16 protein-coding genes are annotated in these 17351 nt (G+C 64.2%); 9 read left to right on the plus strand and 7 right to left on the minus strand.

Translation table 11 applies throughout. From position 1 onward, the window contains the following. Position 1: 1 nt before the first annotated feature. The gene (locus OPIT5_10545) at positions 2–1066 is read right to left on the minus strand and encodes a LacI family transcriptional regulator (GenBank protein AHF90574.1); all 1065 of its coding nucleotides are present in this window, start codon (positions 1064–1066) and stop codon (positions 2–4) included. A gap of 67 nt (positions 1067–1133) precedes the next feature. Between OPIT5_10545 and OPIT5_10550 the strand changes: the two genes are divergently transcribed. From OPIT5_10550 to thrH, 8 genes are all read left to right on the plus strand, one after another. Continuing rightward, positions 1134–1862 (plus strand): N-terminal cleavage protein, encoded by a 729-nt coding sequence (locus OPIT5_10550; GenBank protein AHF90575.1) that lies wholly within the window; start codon positions 1134–1136, stop codon positions 1860–1862. Between the two features lie 68 nt (positions 1863–1930). After that, positions 1931–4420, plus strand: a complete 2490-nt coding sequence (locus OPIT5_10555; GenBank protein AHF90576.1) for a glycosyhydrolase — start codon at positions 1931–1933, stop codon at positions 4418–4420. 129 nt (positions 4421–4549) lie between these two features. Beyond that, positions 4550–5377, plus strand: coding sequence for an anchor protein (locus OPIT5_10560; GenBank protein AHF90577.1), 828 nt, complete (start codon positions 4550–4552; stop codon positions 5375–5377). Further along, positions 5304–6089: a pectinesterase gene (locus OPIT5_10565; protein AHF90578.1), complete on the plus strand. Its 786-nt coding sequence runs from the start codon at positions 5304–5306 to the stop codon at positions 6087–6089. The genes OPIT5_10560 and OPIT5_10565 overlap by 74 nt, the downstream gene beginning before the upstream one ends. Beyond that, positions 6071–8014 (plus strand): hypothetical protein, encoded by a 1944-nt coding sequence (locus OPIT5_10570; protein AHF90579.1) that lies wholly within the window; start codon positions 6071–6073, stop codon positions 8012–8014. The genes OPIT5_10565 and OPIT5_10570 overlap by 19 nt, the downstream gene beginning before the upstream one ends. After that, a complete protein-coding gene (locus OPIT5_10575) occupies positions 8011–8871 on the plus strand; it encodes a xylose isomerase (protein AHF90580.1) in 861 nt (286 codons plus the stop codon). Before OPIT5_10570 ends, OPIT5_10575 begins: the two co-directional genes overlap by 4 nt. Before the next feature lie 188 nt (positions 8872–9059). Next, on the plus strand, positions 9060–10370 hold the full coding sequence (locus OPIT5_10580) for a hypothetical protein (GenBank protein ID AHF90581.1): 1311 nt from the start codon (positions 9060–9062) through the stop codon (positions 10368–10370). 408 nt (positions 10371–10778) lie between these two features. Next, positions 10779–11366, plus strand: a complete 588-nt coding sequence (gene thrH / locus OPIT5_10585) for a phosphoserine phosphatase (GenBank protein ID AHF90582.1) — start codon at positions 10779–10781, stop codon at positions 11364–11366. Positions 11367–11613: 247 nt separating this feature from the next. Here thrH and OPIT5_10590 read toward each other — a convergent pair whose 3' ends face one another. Further along, the gene (locus OPIT5_10590; protein ID AHF90583.1) at positions 11614–12978 is read right to left on the minus strand and encodes an acetyl-CoA carboxylase subunit alpha; all 1365 of its coding nucleotides are present in this window, start codon (positions 12976–12978) and stop codon (positions 11614–11616) included. Here OPIT5_10590 and OPIT5_10595 point away from each other — a divergent pair. Next, positions 12977–13066 (plus strand): hypothetical protein, encoded by a 90-nt coding sequence (locus tag OPIT5_10595; protein AHF94284.1) that lies wholly within the window; start codon positions 12977–12979, stop codon positions 13064–13066. The genes OPIT5_10590 and OPIT5_10595 overlap by 2 nt on opposite strands. 168 nt (positions 13067–13234) lie before the next feature. Here the strand turns inward: OPIT5_10595 and OPIT5_10600 are convergent, their stop codons facing one another. From OPIT5_10600 to OPIT5_10620, 5 genes are all read right to left on the minus strand, one after another. Beyond that, entirely contained in the window at positions 13235–13726 is a 492-nt protein-coding gene (locus OPIT5_10600) for an acetyl-CoA carboxylase (GenBank protein AHF90584.1), read from the minus strand. Continuing rightward, the gene (locus tag OPIT5_10605; protein ID AHF94285.1) at positions 13716–13949 is read right to left on the minus strand and encodes a hypothetical protein; all 234 of its coding nucleotides are present in this window, start codon (positions 13947–13949) and stop codon (positions 13716–13718) included. The genes OPIT5_10600 and OPIT5_10605 overlap by 11 nt, the downstream gene beginning before the upstream one ends. A gap of 215 nt (positions 13950–14164) precedes the next feature. Further along, positions 14165–15292: a chorismate synthase gene (locus OPIT5_10610; GenBank protein AHF90585.1), complete on the minus strand. Its 1128-nt coding sequence runs from the start codon at positions 15290–15292 to the stop codon at positions 14165–14167. 53 nt (positions 15293–15345) lie between these two features. Beyond that, entirely contained in the window at positions 15346–16260 is a 915-nt protein-coding gene (locus OPIT5_10615) for a peptidase A24 (protein AHF90586.1), read from the minus strand. Positions 16261–16342: 82 nt separating this feature from the next. After that, positions 16343–17308, minus strand: coding sequence for a hypothetical protein (locus OPIT5_10620; protein AHF90587.1), 966 nt, complete (start codon positions 17306–17308; stop codon positions 16343–16345). Between the last annotated feature and the right edge of the window lie 43 nt (positions 17309–17351).

The following is a 17351-nucleotide window of genomic DNA, read 5'->3' on the forward strand; positions in this document are numbered from 1 at the left end:
CTCATGCCGCCGCCGGGGAACGCAGCGTGTGGCCTTCGACCCACTTGCCCGGGATGAGCACCGTCTGCCGCACGGCAGGCACGCCGCGGTCGTTGCGGTTGAGCTTGTCGATCACCATGCGCGCGGCGGTGGCGCCGAGGGAGACGTTGTCCTGGTCGATGCCTCCGGTGTGCTCGTCGTGCTGGGTGTTGATGTTCAGAAGGGAAAAATCGGCCGGCATCGCGAGCCGGTGTTCGCGCGCCCAGCGGGTGACGCCGTGCAGGCCGGGCGTCGAAGTGATGATCGCCTCGGGGCGCTGCCGCTCGAACCAGCGGGCAAATGCATCCTCGTCCCACGGGTCCAGATAGAGCGGCGGGATGGCGGCGAGATCCGCCGGATGTGCGGCGCCGCCGGAGCGGACAGGCGGGGTTTTTTGTTCGATCCAGTAGGCGGCGCCGATGATCTGCTCGGTGCGTTCGTGTCCGGTGGTGGTCAGCATCAGGCCGATGCGACGCAAGCCGCGTTCGCGGCATTTCGCGATGGCGAGGCGCATGCCTCCATAACTGTCGTGCACCACGCGATCGAAGGCCGGTTGCGTAAACGTGTATTCGATGACGACGGTGCAGAAACGCGGCCAGTCGAGTTCGAAGTGCCCATGCGCTTCGGGCAGCGGGCCGATGATCAGGCCATGGATGTTGCGCGTGAGCAGCACGGTGTTGAGCCGCGCCGGGCTCAGCCCGGACAGCCCGACAACAAAGGTTTCGAGCCGGTATCCGTGTGTTTCGGCGGCCTGCCGGGCGCCGCGGACATGTTCGGCGCGAATGTCGGATTTCCGGTCCGCCCGGAGGATGTACCCGAGCGTGGTGCCGTTGGCGGCGGCCGGGGCCTGACGGGCCCGGCGGGCCGCACCGAGAGCCGAGAGCAACGGGTGGGGGCGATAGCCGAGTCCGGTGGCGACGCGTTCGATTTCCCTGCGCGTTTCCTCCGGAATGCTGCGATCGTGGCGGAGCGCTCGGGAAATCGTCGTCTGGTGGACGCCCGCCGCGCGGGCGATGTCCTGCATGGTGACTCTGGGGGCGGCGTGCATGATGGTTACGCATCGGTATGCGCGGCGCATGGCTTGGTCAACGGTCGTCTTCTGCTACACCCCGTCCATGCACTTGCCATTTACCTCTCGCCCCCGCCGTGCTTGTGACCGCAACACCCGCCTCCGCCAGTCTTCCACGGGCGGGTTTACGCTGATCGAGCTGCTCACGGTCATCGCCATCATCGGTATTCTCGCCGCCATCATCATTCCTACGGTGGGGAGGGTGCGCGAGAGCGCGAAGGGTGCGACGTGCATCAACAACCTGCGGCAGACGTTCATGGCAATGAACCTCTATGCGGAGGACCACAAGGGCATGATCATCCCCTCATATGGCGGCTCGATCGACGCCAGCTACACGTGGTGGTGGTATGGTTCCTTTTACAACAGCGAGGCCACGGGATTATCTCCGCTGGCCGGATACATCAGCACAAAAGACATCCGGACGCTGAACCGCATCACCACGTGTCCGCTCAATGCAAGCGACACGCTGAATACCACATCGAGCGGGGCCCAGGCCTACGGTTATCCGTATGTGGTGAATTACATCCTGATGCCAAACGGGGTGACACCGACAAACCTCTCCGCCGTCACCAGCCCCTCTTCCAAGGTTCTTATGACGGACAGCAATAACAGCGCCGCCGGCTGGGGCGGGCCCGGGTTTCATGCCACGGCCGGGTACGAGCGCATCGGCGAGCCTCACGGCGGCAAGGCCAACGTGCTCTGGGCCGACGGCCACGTCGGCAAACTGAAACGGGATGACATCAAGAACGACGTTCCCGGCAAGATATCGCTCTGACGGGGCCTCGAGTCCGCTTCTCCTGCCCGATCCCGCAAACGCTAGTTCAATCTGACTCAACCCGGCCCATGTCTCTCCACCTCACATTGTATAACATTTCCAAATACATCCGGTCGCTCATCGTATCCGGTTTTGTGGCGACACCGTTGTTTCCGGCGTTTGTTCCGGAGAATCCGGAGACGGTTTTTACATCCCCCGGCATTCCCGCCTCGCTCCGGTTGCGCACGGACGCGGCAAACCTGCACGGGAAGCCGCTCTCCTTTGTCGTGAACGATTACACCGGACGAACGGTTGCAACGGGCGAGACCGCCGTGGACGGTTCGGGACGTGTGGCTGTCCCGGTTGTCTTGCCCGCCGGTTTTTATGAAGTTTCGTTTCCGGCAGCGGGCGAGGGCGCCGCGCCGGTGGGCGTAATGAGCATGGGACAGCCTGCCGAAGGAAAAGACCCAGGCGCCGGTGAGGGTTTTTTTTCCATCGACACCGCCCTGTCCTGGCTGACGCCGCCCGAAAAACGCCCGGCGCTGATCGGCAACCTGCGCCATGTCATCGAACCGCGCGGTCTCGCGCGCGAACGTTTTTCGTGGGCTGCGATCACCCCCGCGGAGGGTCGCTGGAATTGGGCGGCGGACAAGGATTATGACAACACCCGCCGCCTCTACGCGGAGGCGGGTGTCAGGATACTCGAAATGTTTCACGATGCGCCACGCTGGATGGGACGTTCGCAAAACGGAAATTTCCCCGACGACCTGATCGCCGCCGCGCGTTCGTGGTGCGAGGTCGCCACCCGCTGGCACGGTTACTGGGCGGCACTTGAGGTATGGAACGAACCCGACATCGGCTTTGGCGCCTACCAGCCCGCCGACCAGTATCTGCCGCTCGTCAAAACCATTCGCCACACGATGCGCGCAGCCGGCATCAACACGCCAATCGGCGGCGGCGCGTATGCCTCGCTCAATCCCGACTATCTCGACCTCTCGTCGCGCAACGGACTGCTCGACGAGTGCGATTTCATTTCCTTCCACTACTACGGCGATCCGCTCGGACTGGAGCGTCACGTCTCCGAATACCGCGCTTGGTTACGCGCCTGCGGGCACGAATCGAAACCGCTCTGGCTGACGGAGGTTGGCCAACCGTGGCACGGCAAGCCTGTCTTGCGCGCGGATGTGAAAACGCAGGCAGTGACGGCCTTGGCATTTGCCATGCAGGCCGTAGAATCGCGCGCCTGCGGCGTCGCGGCGCACTATCCGTTCGTTTACGTCGATTACAACGAGGGCAACCGCAACTACCCTGTGCGCAACTACGGGATGCTCGACCGGACCGGTTCGCCGTTGCGTCCGTTCGCCGCCTACGCGCAAACCGCCCGTCTGCTGACAGGCGCGACCTGCATCGGCGACATCGTCATCAACGGCGTTCCCGGCGCCAGGCGTATCCGGGTTTTCGAGACACCGGCCGATCCGGGCGATGCGATTATCGCGATTTATACAGGCGAGGTCGCGAGTGACGCCACGGCCGCCGCCGCTGCGACGGTGCGGCTGCCGTTTGCCGCGCGCGCCGCGTTCGGGATCGACGGACGCGCGCTGGCAATCGCCGAAAACGGCCGCGTCGTTTCTGTAACCGACGGCATCGCCTGGTTGCGGGCTCCGCGGTCAAGGCTCTCTGCGTTTCTGAAAACGGACACCGAGGCGGCGCGCCTGCTCCGCCTCGCCCGCCCGGCGACGACGGACTCCGTCGCCCCGGTGTCGCCCATCGTACTTCAGCCGCAGATCGACATCGCAAAGGTGACGGCGATTTCGCGTGGTTATCTGCTCCCCGCCGGCCTGACCCGCCTTCCCGTCACGATATGGATCAACAACCTTTCGGACGCCACTCATACCATCACTCTGGAAAACAATGGCGCCGCTCCGGCGCAGACCGTCACGGTCGCGAAAAACTCGCGTCAGGCCGTCACGCTCGACATCGATGCCCGCGTCCTGCCGGTCAGCGCGGGCGGCATCTCGCAACTCGCGATCACGGCCAGCGCGACGGGCATTGCCCGCATCGCTCCCGCCGCGCTTTCGCTGATGGTTTCGGACGGCAAAGGCGTTGAAGAACACCTGAAGGCAAGCGCATATCACTTCGCGTTGCCGATCAATGAAACCCACCGCTGGGATAAAAACGCATCGGGAGGCGTGACGTTCACGCGCAGCTCGACGGAGCCTTTTCGCATCGACGTGCGTTTCCCGCCCAACGTGGACCGCTGGGCCTTCCCGCGCTTTTCGGTGCCGCAGGAGGCGGACCGCGACAGGATCACCGGCGTGCTCGTCCGCGCCCGCGTGAGCAAATCCGCCACCGTGCGCCTCATGTCGTGGGGCGCGTCGGGCGACATGAGTTTTACCAAGTTCCCGATCCTGCCCGCCGACGGCGAGTGGCACGTCGCCTATATCCCCTTTTCCGGTTATCTCGGTTTCGGCGCGGGCGGTTCGCCCGGGCAGCAAATCGACAAACTCTCCATCGGCCTCAATTCGCAGGTGGACGAGATCAGCGTCGAGATCAGCGACCTGTATCTGATCGGGAAATAGACCGCGGCGGCAGGCGCTCTCCCCGGTTGCCGCGAATGCGAGCTTTTTGCCCGCAAATCCACCAGCAAACACACATCAAGACACACCAATATCATGAAAAATCGGATACAAATAAAAACATCCAGCGTCATGGCCGCCCGTGCCATCGCGTTTCTCGGCTCCCTGCTTGCCGTTGCCGCCACGCCGACCCGCGCCGTTGTCGTGCTCAACACCGACTTCGGTTCGGTCGTCGATGCCACCTATGCCAACAACGAGGTGATCGGCGCGGGCGGAAGCGCCACCACGCAACTCACCGTCAAGGTGCCGGCCAGCGGTTTCAGCGTGAAAACGACAGGAGGCACGATGCAGTTCACCCAGACCGTGGCGGCCAACCCAAGCCCCGGCGGCGTGGAAAAGTATTTCGGGAACGGACCGGCCGTCACGCAACTGAGCGGCTCGGTTTCGTTCAAGGTGCTCACCTCCGTGCGACACGATTCGCTCAACTTTGCAATTACCGATGGCTCCACATTCGGGGCATCCGGCACCACTGCATCTGTGCAAGTGCGCATTACTAATGACAATCAGTTTTGCTATCTGGATGGCGGCACTCTCAAGATCGCCGTCGCCCCGTTGCTGACAGGCGTGAACTACAAATTCGAATTCGCGGCAGAATACACGAACGCGACGCAAAACACATGGTCGTTCAAGCTGATCGATCTCGATGCCACGGCCGGCGATGGCGTTGTGTTCAATTCGGGAACAATCAACACACGAGCGCCTCTGGCAGCGGCGAAGGGCATGGTCATCACGTCGGCCCAAGGGGATGCGCTCGCTGATCCCTACATCAGCATTTCCAGCATCACGCTCGACGCTACGCTGGCGTCTGTTCCGGAGCCTGCGACGTATGCGCTGTTCGTCAGCGGACTGGTGCTGGCGGGAGTCTGGAGCGCGCGCCGTATCGTCGGCAGGCGCCTCTGATGTTTCGTACTGTATCCGTCACACCGCGCGGCCATCGAATGCGAGTATGGGAAAAATCACAAAAATTGCTCTGGTGGGCGACTCGACGGTTTGCGATTACCCGCAAGCATCGCGACTGCGCGGCTGGGGCCAGATGTTGCCGGAGCTGTTTGATTCGCGGGTGGTGATTCACAACGCCGCCCGCTGCGGGATGAGCACACGGATTTATCCGGGCGAGCTGTGGGCTTCGGTGCTCGAAGCCCGCCCCGATCTCGTGCTGATCCAGTTTGGGCACAATGATTCCCACGCGCAGGGAAATCCAGAATCGACCGACGCCGCCACGGACTACAGGGACAACTTGCGCCGCTTCGTGCGCGAGGCACGTGACGCCGGTGTGCAACCTGTCCTGGTGACGCCTGTGCGCCGGCGTCTTTTCGATGCGGACGGACGGCCCACCAACGAACTCGCTCCGTATGCCGATGCGATGCGTGAAGTCGCACGCAAACTGTCCGCGCCCCTTGTCGACCTGCATGCGTCAAGCGGCGCCTTGTTTTCCCGACTCGGCGAATCGCAGACAGGCGACTTCACCGTCAATGTATCCGAAAATCCTGACAAGCCCGGACGGACGGACCGCACTCATTTCACGGCTGAAGGCGCCCGTGCCATCGCCCGTTTGGTGGGCGACGCTCTGGCCGCACTTTTTCCCCCTGTGTTATGCCAACCGAATTGTTAACTTCTGTTGCAAAATCCCGTACTGCCGGCGCCCGCTCCATCAAGCACAAGCGCCGGCCTTCATTCGACTGGCGGGTGTGGCGGCGTCCGGCGGCGGCGTATTCGCAGTGTCCGTTCTGGTTTTGGAATGATGCGTTGGATGAAGCGGAGATCGTGCGGCAGATCGGGGAGTTTCAGAAGCGCGGGGTGGAGGCGTTTGTCATCCACCCGCGTATCGGACTTCCAAAGACAATCGGGTGGTTGAGCGCGAAGTTGTTCCGGTTCATGCGCGTGGCGCTGTCCGAGGCGCGGCGACGCGGGATGTGGGTGTTGCTCTACGACGAGGGGATGTATCCGAGCGGGTCGGCGAGCGGGCTGGTCGTGGAGCGTAATCCGGAGTTGCAGGTGCGGGGACTGGTGTGCGAGGAAGCGGGCGGGACGCCCACGCCACATCACGGGCGGGATGCCTGTGCCACGCCGGGCGTGCGTGTGCGGCGGATCGACGGACGCGAGGTCGTCATCCATGACAGACCCGTCGATGCCGTGGTGCGCGGGCTGCATTATGTCGGCGACGAAAACAACCATCCGGGCGAAGAAGAACCGGTTGCCGCCGACCTGCTCAATCCGGATGCCGTGCAGTGTTTCATCGAACTGGTTTACGAGCGGTTTTATCGCGAGCTGGGAACCTTTTTTGGCAGCACAGTGAAGGGGATTTTTACCGACGAACCGAATCCGCTTTCGCGTCTGCGCGAGACCGGCGTCATGCCGGGGACGCGCGGGATCGTGTCGTGGGTGAGCGCGTGGCTGGGCTACGATTTCACGCCGCGTTTGCCGGCGTTGTGGTTTGACGACGAGCCGGAGGCGGAATGCTGGCGGCGCGACTACCGCAGGGCTATCGCCGCGCGGATGGACGAAACCTACTACGCACCGCTGTCGCGCTGGTGCGAGGCGCACGGCATTGCCTTGACCGGGCACCCGGCGGAGCCGGACGAGATCGGTCATCTGCGGCATCTGCACATCCCCGGGCAGGACATCGTGTGGCGTCAGATTTTGCCGGGCACGGCGAGCGCGCTGGAGGGCGCGCCGTCCACGATGGCGAAGGCGGCCGCATCCGTAAAATATCACCTCCGCCGCGAACGAAACCTCAACGAATTCGCGGGCGCGTATGGCGAATCGCTGACGTTTCGCGAACTGCGCTGGCTGGCGTCGTGGTTGCTGATCCGCGGCTGCGACTTGCTGGTGCCGCACGCGTTTTATTATTCGATGCGCGGGCCGCGTTGCGGCGAGCGTCCGCCGGACGTGGGACCGAACAGCGCGTGGTGGAACAACGGATACGCAGAATGGGAGGCGTTGACGCGCCGGTTGTGCTGGCTCAACGCGACGTTCGAGCCGGTGTGCGAAGTGGCGATTTTGGGACGGGCAACGGAGTTGCCATGGCGGGCGGCGAAGGCCTGTTTTGAAAACCGGATCGATTTTCACTACGTGGAACCGCGGGACTTGGCGGATGCGCGGGTGGGCGATGGCGGGTTTCTGCATATGGAGCCGGGCCGTTATTCCGTCGTTGTGGCGGAGGCCGGTTACGAGAGGGAGGCGCGCGCGGTGCCGGATGGCGCGCGGGTGTTGTGGTGGGACGAGTGCGAACGCGAACACGCGCGCGGACGCGGACCGGGCGGGGCGGGGGAGTTGCGTCGCCTGGCCCGCTCTGTGGTCGATTTTGATCCACCCGCATCCGGCGTGCGAGCCCGGCGGTTGCGCAACGCGGCGGGGGTGGAGGTGGTCGTGTTGTTCAACGAGGGCGAAGCGCCTGTTTCCCGGAAAGTGCCCATCGCCGGGCGCCGCCTCGATCCGGCGACGGGGGCGGAGTTGCCCTGGACCGACGTGGGCAATGACCGGCTCGAACTGCCGCCGCATGGCTGGGCGGTGTTTCTCGTCGAGGCACGGGAATGAGCGAAAGTGTCATGGAGTGGCCCGGGCGGGTCATGGCGGAGCGGGCGGGGAGGCGGTATCCTGCGGACACCATGAAACTCGGTTTATGCGCCTCTCCCGGCCAGGTCGCCTCGTGGCCGGATCTCCCGTTCGGCTACGTGGAAGTCAATGTGCAGGCGCAGTTGAAACCCGAGGCGGATGACGCGGCGTTCGCCGCCGAGGCCGAAACCCTGCGCGCATTGCCGCGGCCGGCGACGGCGGCGAACTGTTTCCTGCCGGGCAACCTGAAAGTCACGGGACCGGCGGTCGATCACGAGCGGCTGGCGCGCTACGCGGAAACGGCGTTCCGGCGGGCGGCGTCGACGGGAATCCGTCACATCGTTTTCGGTTCCGGCGGCGCCCGTCAGGTGCCGGAGGGCTGGTCGCCGGCCGAAGGTTTTGAACAGTATGTCGAAGCGCTGCGCATCTGCGCTCCGCTGGCGGAGCGGCATGGCGTGGTGCTGGTCGTGGAGCCGCTCAATCGCGGCGAGTGCAACCTCGTCAACACCGTCCTCGAAGGCGCGGTGGCCGTGGCCCGCGTGGATCGTCCGGGTGTTCGCCTGCTGGTCGATATTTTTCACATGCTGCGCAACGGCGAATCACCGGATGACATCGTGAAGGCCGGCCCCTGGATCGCGCATGCGCACGTGGCGGAGGCCGAGGTGCGCAGCGCGCCCGGCGTCAAGGGTGATGATTTCGGCCCGTTCCTGCGCGCGCTGCGGCGGGCCGGTTACACCGGCGCGTTGTCGCTGGAGTGCCACTGGGTCGGCGACCTGCGAACCGAGGCCGCGGCCGCATACGAGGTGCTCGGCAAGCAACTCGCGTCGGCGGGGTTTTGACGCCCACGCCCTGGCGCGGGCTAATGAAGAATGTAGAATGGAGAATGTCCGGACCCGGTGAAATGTCCGGACCCGGCGAATGAAGCATCCTCTGCATTCTTCATTCTTCATTCTTCATTAGCGGGCGGCACGCCCGCGTCGAAACGCCGGGCTTGCCGGCGTCTCCGGCAGGGCGTTAGCTCCGCAACATGCAACGCCTTCTGCCGTTCGTCGCGTGTCTCGTTCTGGCGGCCCTGCTCGCCGCGCCGTTCGTTGCGCAGGCAACGACATCGGCGGCCGGTCCGGCCCCGTCCGCATCCCCTCCTTTATCCGGCAATGCCGTCGCGCCATCCAATCCGCAGGCGCTGATCGGTCCCGTGGCCACGCAAATCGCGGCCATCACCGGCATCGCCATCTCGCCGCTCCTCGGCACCGGCGCGTACGGCGCGTATCACTGGTGGCAGGCGAAAACACCCGCGCAAAAAGCCGCGCTTCCCTGGTACGCCAGCCCGTGGTTCTGGCTGCCGGCGCTTCTTGTCGCGGCGGCCTGCGCGGCCAAGGATGCCGCCGGCGCCGCGTTGCCGCCGGGGCTCAAGAAACCGGCCGACGTTCTCGAGACCATCGAAAACAAGATCAGCGGACTCGTCGCCGCCGGCGCGGTCATCCCGATGCTCGTCAGCGGCCTCTCCGCCCTGCTGGCCACCTCCGCGCCGGATGCGGCCGGAACCGCTGCGGCGGCGACTTCGGCCGTGGCGAGCCACGCCACGCTGGCCGCGCACGGACTGGCGACGCTGCCGGGCGTGACCGCAGCCTTCGACGGTTCCTGGCTGCTGCACATGGCCGTCCTGCCGCTCGGCATTGCGGCGTTTGTCGTGGTGTGGATGGCCTCGCACGCGATCAACGTGCTCATCCTGCTCAGCCCCTGGGGAGCGATCGACGCCGGACTCAAGACGGCGCGGACGACGCTGCTCGGCGCGGTCGTGCTGGTGCCGGCGATCAATCCGTGGGCCGGCCTCATTCTGTCGCTGGGGGTGATTTTTGTCGCGTGGCTGGTCGCGGGCTGGTCGTTCCGGCTCACGGTGTTCGGCACGCTGTTTTCGTGGGATTTTTTCACGTTGCGCCGGCTCCGTTTCTATCCGCAGCCGCTGGCTAACCGGATGTTTTCGAGTGCGCTGCTGAAACGTGTCGGCGTGCCGATGCGCAGTTACGGACGGCTTTTTAACGAACCCGAAAACGGCCGCATCGTCTTCGCGTGGCGTCCCTGGCTGGTGATGCCGTTGCGCCGGGTGGAGGTGCGCGTGGACAACCCGGCGGTGGCGCGCGGCCTGTTTTTCTCGACGATCAGCAACGGCCGCGACACCGCGCTCATCCTTCCTCCGCGTTACCGCGGACACGAGGAGGCGATTGCGGAGATTTACGCCTTCGAGGGCGGCGTGCAGGAGGCCGGGCTGCTCCGCGCCTGGTCTTCGCTGCGCGAACTTTTCGGCGGCAGCGCCGCGCGCACGCAGATCGGGGGCTAGCAGAGCGCTGTTTTCAGTTTTGTAACGGATGTTACGCGAAGCGTCGTGGCGCGGGCGTCTCGCCCGCATTTCCGGGCGGCACTTCGCGCGAGACGCCCGCGCCACTTCAAGGCCGTCTGCGTAACATCAGTTTGTAACAGGGAGAGGCACGGATTGGCTGTGCCAGAACCGAAGAATTGCCCACGAAACATACGAAAAGAAAACAATGAAACAGGTTTCTTCTTTTCGTGTTTTCTCGTGTGTTTCGTGGGCAGAATTCATGGTTTGAGAGGGGGAGGGAGGCCGGATGGCATGGGTTCGGTTTTAGCGTCCGTTAGCGTTCTTTAGCGGTTCCTCCCGCCGCGCTCGACAGCGGGAAAAAACTCCGAACACTCCCGCCGCGTGAAACAAGCGATAGTCACCCTCGACATGGAAGGCGTGCTCGTCCCCGAGATATGGATCGCCGTGGCCGAAAAAACCGGCATCGACGAACTGCGGCGCACCACGCGCGACGAGCCCGATTACGACAAGCTCATGCAGGGCCGGCTCGCCATACTCGACCGCCACGGCCTCAAGCTCGCCGACATCCAGGCCGTCATCGGCACGCTTTGCCCGCTGCCCGGCGCACGGGCGTTTCTCGATGAACTGCGCTCGTTCACGCAGCTCATCATCCTTTCCGACACCTTCGAGCAGTTTGCGCAGCCGCTCATGCGCCAGCTCAACTGGCCCACGCTGTTCTGTCACCATCTCGTGATCGGGGACGACGACCGCATCACCGGCTACCGGCTCCGCATTCCCGACCAGAAGCGCAAGGCCGTGGAAGCCTTCCGCGCCATGAACTACCGGGTGATCGCGGGCGGTGATTCGTTCAACGACACCACCATGCTCGCCGCCGCCGACGCTGGTTTCCTCTTCCACGCCCCGGCCAACGTCCGCGAGCAGTTCCCGCAATTCCCGGCCTTCGACGAGTACGCCGACCTGCTGCGCGCGATCCGCGAACGGATCGACCACGGCTGAATGGCCTGCCGGAGCGGCGGCATTCCTGCCGCTGCGACGAGGCGCAACGCGCCTCGCCCCGTATGCCGGGAAAACCTCGCCAGATCGCAGCGTCACCGCCCCGCGCATGGGTTTTTCGTAAACCGGATCATTCGTCGGCAAATGCAGCGGCAGGTACCGAGGCCGAAGGCCGACAGCTTGCCATGCCGCCGCTCCGGCGCGAACGTGTCCCTCCCGGGTACAACACGATTTTGCCCTGGCGTGCTTTTTACATGAACAGATCCGTCGGCGTGCGGGCGAAGAACTCTTCCATGTACGCGGTCGTGGCCTTGCCCTCGATGAAGGTCGGGTCGCTCATGATCGCCTTGTGCAGCGGGATGGTCGTGCGGATGCCGCGGATCAGGTACTCGCTGAGCGCGCGATAGGTGCGCTCGATGGCGATCTTGCGGCTCGAGCCGTAGCCGATGAGCTTGCCGATCATCGAATCGTAGTAGGGTGGGATCACGTAGCCGCTGTAAACATGGCTGTCCACGCGCACGCCGTGGCCGCCCGGCGCATAATACAGGCCGATCGTACCGGGCGAGGGCGCGAAGTTGCGCGCCGGGTCCTCGGCGTTGATGCGGCACTCGATGGCGTGTTTGGTGAACGTCACGTCGCTCTGGTCGAACGACAGTTTTTCACCCATCGCCACCTTGATCTGTTCCTTGATCAGGTCGATGCCCGTGACCTCTTCCGTCACCGGATGCTCCACCTGGATGCGGGTGTTCATCTCGATGAAGTAATATTTGCCCTTCGCATCGACCAGAAACTCGATCGTGCCGGCGTTCTCGTAGCCGGCGGCCTCGGCGGCGCGCACGGCGTGGCGGCCCATTTCCTTGCGCAGCGAGGGCGTGAGGAAGGGCGACGGCGACTCCTCGATCAGCTTCTGGTGGCGGCGCTGCACGGAGCAGTCGCGCTCGCCGAGGTGGATCACCTTGCCGTGGCTGTCGGCGAGAATCTGGAACTCGATGTGACGGGGTTTCTCGATGTACTTTTCGATGTAGACCGAGCCGTTGCCGAACGCCTTTTCGGCCTCGCCGCGCGCCACGTTGTACTCCTTGCCGAGCGAGACGTCGTTGTGGGCGACGCGCATGCCGCGCCCGCCGCCGCCGGCCACCGCCTTGATGATGACGGGGTAGCCGATCTTGCGCGCGATCTTGATCGCCTCGGCCTCGCTGTCGATGGGACCGTCGGACCCCATGACGATCGGCACCTTGGCCTTGCGCACGGTTTCCTTGGCCACGGCCTTGTCCCCCATCATCTGGATGGTTTTGGACTTCGGGCCGATGAACTTGATGTTACACGATTCGCACTGTTCGGCGAACTTGGGGTTTTCGGACAGAAACCCGTAGCCGGGGTGGATGGCGTCCACGTTGGCGATTTCGGCGGCGGCGATGATGCGGTCGGCACGCAGGTAGCTGTCGGCGCTGCGCGGGCCGCCGATGCAGATGGCCTCGTCGGCGAGCTGGACATGGAGCGACTGGACATCGGCCTCGGAGTACACGGCCAGCGTCTTGATGCCGAGTTCGCGGCAGGCGCGCACGATGCGCAGGGCAATTTCACCGCGGTTGGCGATCAGGATTTTTTGAATCATGGCTGCAGGACCGGAAATCGGTCAAAAATGGGAAAAAATGGCGAAAAATGAGGGAAAATCGGGCAAAAACACGTTTTCTGACCACTAATGGACACGGATGGACACTAATAAAATCCAGGAAAGGCATCGCCGGTTTCGCTGCCGATTGTCGGAAAAATCAGCGCAGATCAACGATCTGCCCGATGCCTGATATTAGTGTCCATCCGTGTCCATTCGTGGTCAGAAATCCGCGGTGATTCCGGTTCCGGGCCAGAAATCAGCCCTGCTTCACCTTGAACAGGCGCTGGCCGTACTCGACGGGCTGGCCATTTTCGACGAGCGCCTCGACGATGGTGCCCTTGAGTTCGGCCTGAATCTCGTTCATGATCTTCATGGCCTCGATGATGCAGACCACGGAATTTTCGACGACTTTGGTGCCCGGTTCGGCGAACGGTTTGCTTTCCGGGGAGGAAGCCCGGTAAAAGGTGCCAACCATGGGGGACTTGATCCAGGTGACGCCGGCCTCCTCGCCACCGCCGGCTGCGGCGGCGGACGTGGCGGAGGTCTCCGGGGCGGCCACAGGCGCTGCGGGGGCGGCCTGCGGGGCAGGCGCGGAAAAGACAGGGAAGGGGTTTGCGGTGTTGCCGGAAGCGGCTGTGCCGGCGGCGCGGCAGATCTTGATCTTGAAATCTTCTTCCTCGACCGAGAATTCGGTGAGGTCGGAGCGTTTCATCAGGTCAATGAGTTGTTTGATTTGTTTAAGGTCCAAGGCAGGTCCTGGTTGAATTGAGCCGAAACGGAGAAACAGGAGAACGGATGTGTTGGTCGGCGTTTGAGGCGATGCGTTCAAAAGTAATGCCATTTTGAACGCAATCCCTGATTTTTTGCCGGAAATTCACCTGAAAGCGGGCCGAAACCGCGAAAAAATGATTTGTCAGGATGAGCTGCGAAGGCGAAACCGCAGGCCAGATGGAGTGCGGTTTTTGGGCCAAAAACAGGGTTTCTCGCCCGAAAATCGCCAGAAAAACCCGAAATTTTCGAAAAATGGCCGCAAAACCCGGAATCTTTCACCGGGCGGGAGTCCTCCACGCCGACACCCGAAAAAGCATGGGTGAAACCGCTAAAGAACGCTAAAGAACCGGATAGCCGGATGCGTCTTTCTTTTAGCGGTCTTCAGCGTTCTTTAGCGGTTCCCGCCGGTTCGGGGCTATTCCTGCCCGAACCGGAAGGTCCGGTTTTGCGCGCTTTGCCGCATCCAGTGATCGACCAGGACGAGCGCGGCCATCGCCTCGACGATGACCACGGCGCGCGGCACCACACACGGATCGTGCCGGCCTTTGCCCATGAGTTCGGCCGGTTGTCCGGCGAGGTCGACGGTGGCCTGCGTCCGCAGGATCGTGGCGGTGGGCTTGAAGGCGACGCGGAACACGAGGTCCTCGCCGTTGCTGATGCCGCCCTGCACGCCGCCGGAGCGGTTCGTGGCGGTGCGGATGGCGCCGCCGCGGTTTTCGAACAGGTCGTTGTGCTCCGAACCGCGCCGCGCGGCGCCGGCGAAACCGCTGCCGACTTCGAACCCCTTGGTCGCAGGCAGTGAAAGCATGGCCTTGGCGAGGTCGGCCTCGAGGCGGTCGAACACGGGTGCGCCCAGCCCGACGGGCAGGCCGCGCACACGGCACTCGATGACGCCGCCGACCGAGTCGCCCTCGCTGCGCACGGCCTTGATCCGCCCGATCATGGCGGCGGCCGTGGCGGGATGCGGGCACCGCACGGCGGTCGCCTCGACCTCGGCCAGCGTGGGCAGCGGGCTGCCGGCGGCCGCGTCGGAGGGGAAGACGTCGGCCGGCATGGCGATGTCGTGGATCTGCCGGACGAAGGCGCGGATTTCGACGCCGCCCGCCAAGGCAAGAATCTTGCGGGCGAGCGCGCCGCCGGCGACGCGCGCGATGGTTTCGCGGGCCGAGGAGCGGCCGCCGCCATGCGGATCACGGATGCCGTACTTGGACTGGTAAGTGAAATCGGCGTGGGAGGGGCGAAAGGCGGCCTTCATTTCGGAGTAGGCGGCCGGGCGCTGGTCGGTGTTGCGCACCAGCATCGAGATCGGGGTGCCGGTGGTCTTGCCCTCGTAGATGCCGGAGAGGATTTCGACCGTGTCGGCTTCCTTGCGCGGGGTGGTGATGTCGCTCTGGCCGGGGCGGCGGCGGTCGAGCTCGGCCTGCACCTCGGCGGCGGTGATCGGCAGGAGCGGCGGGCAACCGTCAACGACGACCCCGATGGCGGGGCCGTGGCTTTCGCCCCAGGTGGTGATGGTGAAAAGTTTGCCGAAGCGGTTGGGCATGGACGGCGAACCTTCGGCAAAAATTCCGGGACGGCAAAATTATTTCCCGGCTTTCAGAACAGCGCTGCGAACTGCGCGAGGTAGCCGTCGAACCACGGTTTGGCGGCGAGAAAATAGATCGCGCCGGCCACCGCCAGCATCGGGCCGAAAGGGATCGCCACCCCGAACGAGAGTTTTTCCGTGGCCTCGCCTTCCGCGGTCTCCGCCTTCGGGGCGATGGGCGATTTTTTCCCCGAAACCAGTCGCCATGCGAGCGCCAGCCCGATCCAGACCATGCCGACGATGGCCCCGCCAAACACGCTGAACACCGCGCCCTGCCAGCCGGCAAACGCGCCCAGCGCGCCCACAAACTTCACGTCACCAAACCCCATCGCCTCCTTGCGCAGCAGGGTTTCCGCCACCAGCGCGATCCAGAGCACGAGGCCGGAGCCGATGAACAGCCCCTGCAACGAACTCACCACCGACCGGATGCCGGCCGTGAGGAAAAACTCGTCGTGCACGCCGTGCAGCGCCGGCACCAGCGCCGAGAGCGCCACGCCCGCCACGCCCAGCCCGATCGTGAAAACGTCGGGGATGATCATGTGATCGAGGTCGATGAACGTTGCGCAGACGATGCACGCCATCAGCAGCATCCCGCAGGCGGCCACCGCCGGAGGGAATTTCAGCCAGCACACGGCAAACAGCCCCGCCGTCAGCAGTTCGACAAACGGGTAGCGAAACGAAAACCTCGCCCCGCAGCACCGCGCCCGCCCGCGCAGGATGAACCAGCTCAACACCGGGATGTTGTCGTACCACGCGATGGGTTTGCCGCAGGAACAATGCGATCCCGGCGTGACGACCGACTTGCCGGCCGGCACGCGGTAGATGACGACGTTGAGAAAACTGCCGACCACGGCCCCGAACACCGCGGCGCAGACCGGGAAAAACCAGGGGAACGCCTGGGCAAAAGCTGCGTAATCGAATGGCATGGAACCTCCCATCAAGGGCGAAAATCCCGCCGGACGGAAGCCGGAACACCGGAGCGGTGGCATCCCGCCGGTGATCCCGGCCTCAATTCTCCGGTTTTTCCTGCAACACTCTCTGCGCATCCAGCAGCGCCCGGTGCGCCACCGGCGTGCGGGCCGGGACGGTTTCCAGCCAGGCGACATCCTCACGGCTGCCGTTCCGGGCGAGCGCTCGCAAACCGGCCAGTTGCACGGCTTCCGACTGCGGTTTCCCGACAATCTCCCGGATCGCGCCGGCCACATCCGGCGGCATATCCCGTTGCGCGGCCACATCGAGGGAGGCGGCGAGGGTGAATTCGTTGACGTTTTCCCGGTCATCGATGACGGCACGGATGCGCCGGTCGAAAAAGGCCGGGTCGATCGGGGCGATCTTTTCGTTGCTGGCGAACAGGGCCGCCTGCAGGGCCAGCCCGCCGATGCTCGTTTCGTCTCCGAATGCGGTTTCCGTCAGGAATTTTTCCAGATGCGTCTGCCAGTCCGCCGACAGGGCGGCGGCGGCGTCCGCGTCTGCAGCCTGCCCTTTCTTGCGATGGGCGGCGCCGACGACGACGCGCAGCGCGCTGTCACGGATCAGCACCGGCATGGCATGGTTCGCCACGGCCTGTTCGAGGAAGCCGGTGTCGTCGCTCCCGTAATCGAGCCACGGTTCCCATGCGCCAATCGCGGCCGCGATCCGGTCGATGTAGCTGCGTCCCCACGTCACTTGCGGAAACGGGGCCAGCCGGCCCCGCACGTACTGCCCGAGCCGCGCTCCGGTCTCCGGTGCTTGCGGGAGCAGGGCAAGGCAGGACGCCGCTTCGTTGGCGGTCCGGCTTTTGAGGAATTTCTGCCAGACCTCTTCGGGAGGAGGATGGTTTTCGGGAGCAGAGGCCGGCGGCGTCAGCACCTCCTCGGCCACCGGCTGGGCGGGCTGTTCCCTTGCCATGAAATACGGCCTGAAAACGAAAAAAAGAGCTACGCCGCTGGCCACGGCGTTGACGACACAGAGAGTAACGATGCCCGATCTGCCCATGAAGCGCTTTTTTCGGAAAGGGATTCCGGAGGCAAGCGCCTTC

The sequence above is a fragment of the Opitutaceae bacterium TAV5 genome (assembly GCA_000242935.3).
In the GTDB taxonomy this organism is placed as follows: domain Bacteria; phylum Verrucomicrobiota; class Verrucomicrobiia; order Opitutales; family Opitutaceae; genus Geminisphaera.

What these genes read in the sequence shown, in the direction of transcription:
- OPIT5_10580 (AHF90581.1), top strand. Translation starts at nt 9,060, where the DNA reads ATGCAACGCCTTCTGCCGTTCGTCGCGTGTCTCGTTCTGGCGGCCCTG.
- OPIT5_10555 (AHF90576.1), top strand. Translation starts at nt 1,931, where the DNA reads ATGTCTCTCCACCTCACATTGTATAACATTTCCAAATACATCCGGTCG.
- OPIT5_10570 (AHF90579.1), top strand. Translation starts at nt 6,071, where the DNA reads ATGCCAACCGAATTGTTAACTTCTGTTGCAAAATCCCGTACTGCCGGC.
- OPIT5_10545 (AHF90574.1), bottom strand. Translation starts at nt 1,066, where the DNA reads ATGCACGCCGCCCCCAGAGTCACCATGCAGGACATCGCCCGCGCGGCG.
- OPIT5_10610 (AHF90585.1), bottom strand. Translation starts at nt 15,292, where the DNA reads ATGCCCAACCGCTTCGGCAAACTTTTCACCATCACCACCTGGGGCGAA.
- OPIT5_10615 (AHF90586.1), bottom strand. Translation starts at nt 16,260, where the DNA reads ATGCCATTCGATTACGCAGCTTTTGCCCAGGCGTTCCCCTGGTTTTTC.
- OPIT5_10575 (AHF90580.1), top strand. Translation starts at nt 8,011, where the DNA reads ATGAGCGAAAGTGTCATGGAGTGGCCCGGGCGGGTCATGGCGGAGCGG.
- OPIT5_10620 (AHF90587.1), bottom strand. Translation starts at nt 17,308, where the DNA reads ATGGGCAGATCGGGCATCGTTACTCTCTGTGTCGTCAACGCCGTGGCC.
- thrH (AHF90582.1), top strand. Translation starts at nt 10,779, where the DNA reads ATGGAAGGCGTGCTCGTCCCCGAGATATGGATCGCCGTGGCCGAAAAA.
- OPIT5_10560 (AHF90577.1), top strand. Translation starts at nt 4,550, where the DNA reads ATGGCCGCCCGTGCCATCGCGTTTCTCGGCTCCCTGCTTGCCGTTGCC.
- OPIT5_10595 (AHF94284.1), top strand. Translation starts at nt 12,977, where the DNA reads ATGGCTGCAGGACCGGAAATCGGTCAAAAATGGGAAAAAATGGCGAAA.
- OPIT5_10565 (AHF90578.1), top strand. Translation starts at nt 5,304, where the DNA reads ATGCGCTGTTCGTCAGCGGACTGGTGCTGGCGGGAGTCTGGAGCGCGC.
- OPIT5_10590 (AHF90583.1), bottom strand. Translation starts at nt 12,978, where the DNA reads ATGATTCAAAAAATCCTGATCGCCAACCGCGGTGAAATTGCCCTGCGC.
- OPIT5_10550 (AHF90575.1), top strand. Translation starts at nt 1,134, where the DNA reads ATGCACTTGCCATTTACCTCTCGCCCCCGCCGTGCTTGTGACCGCAAC.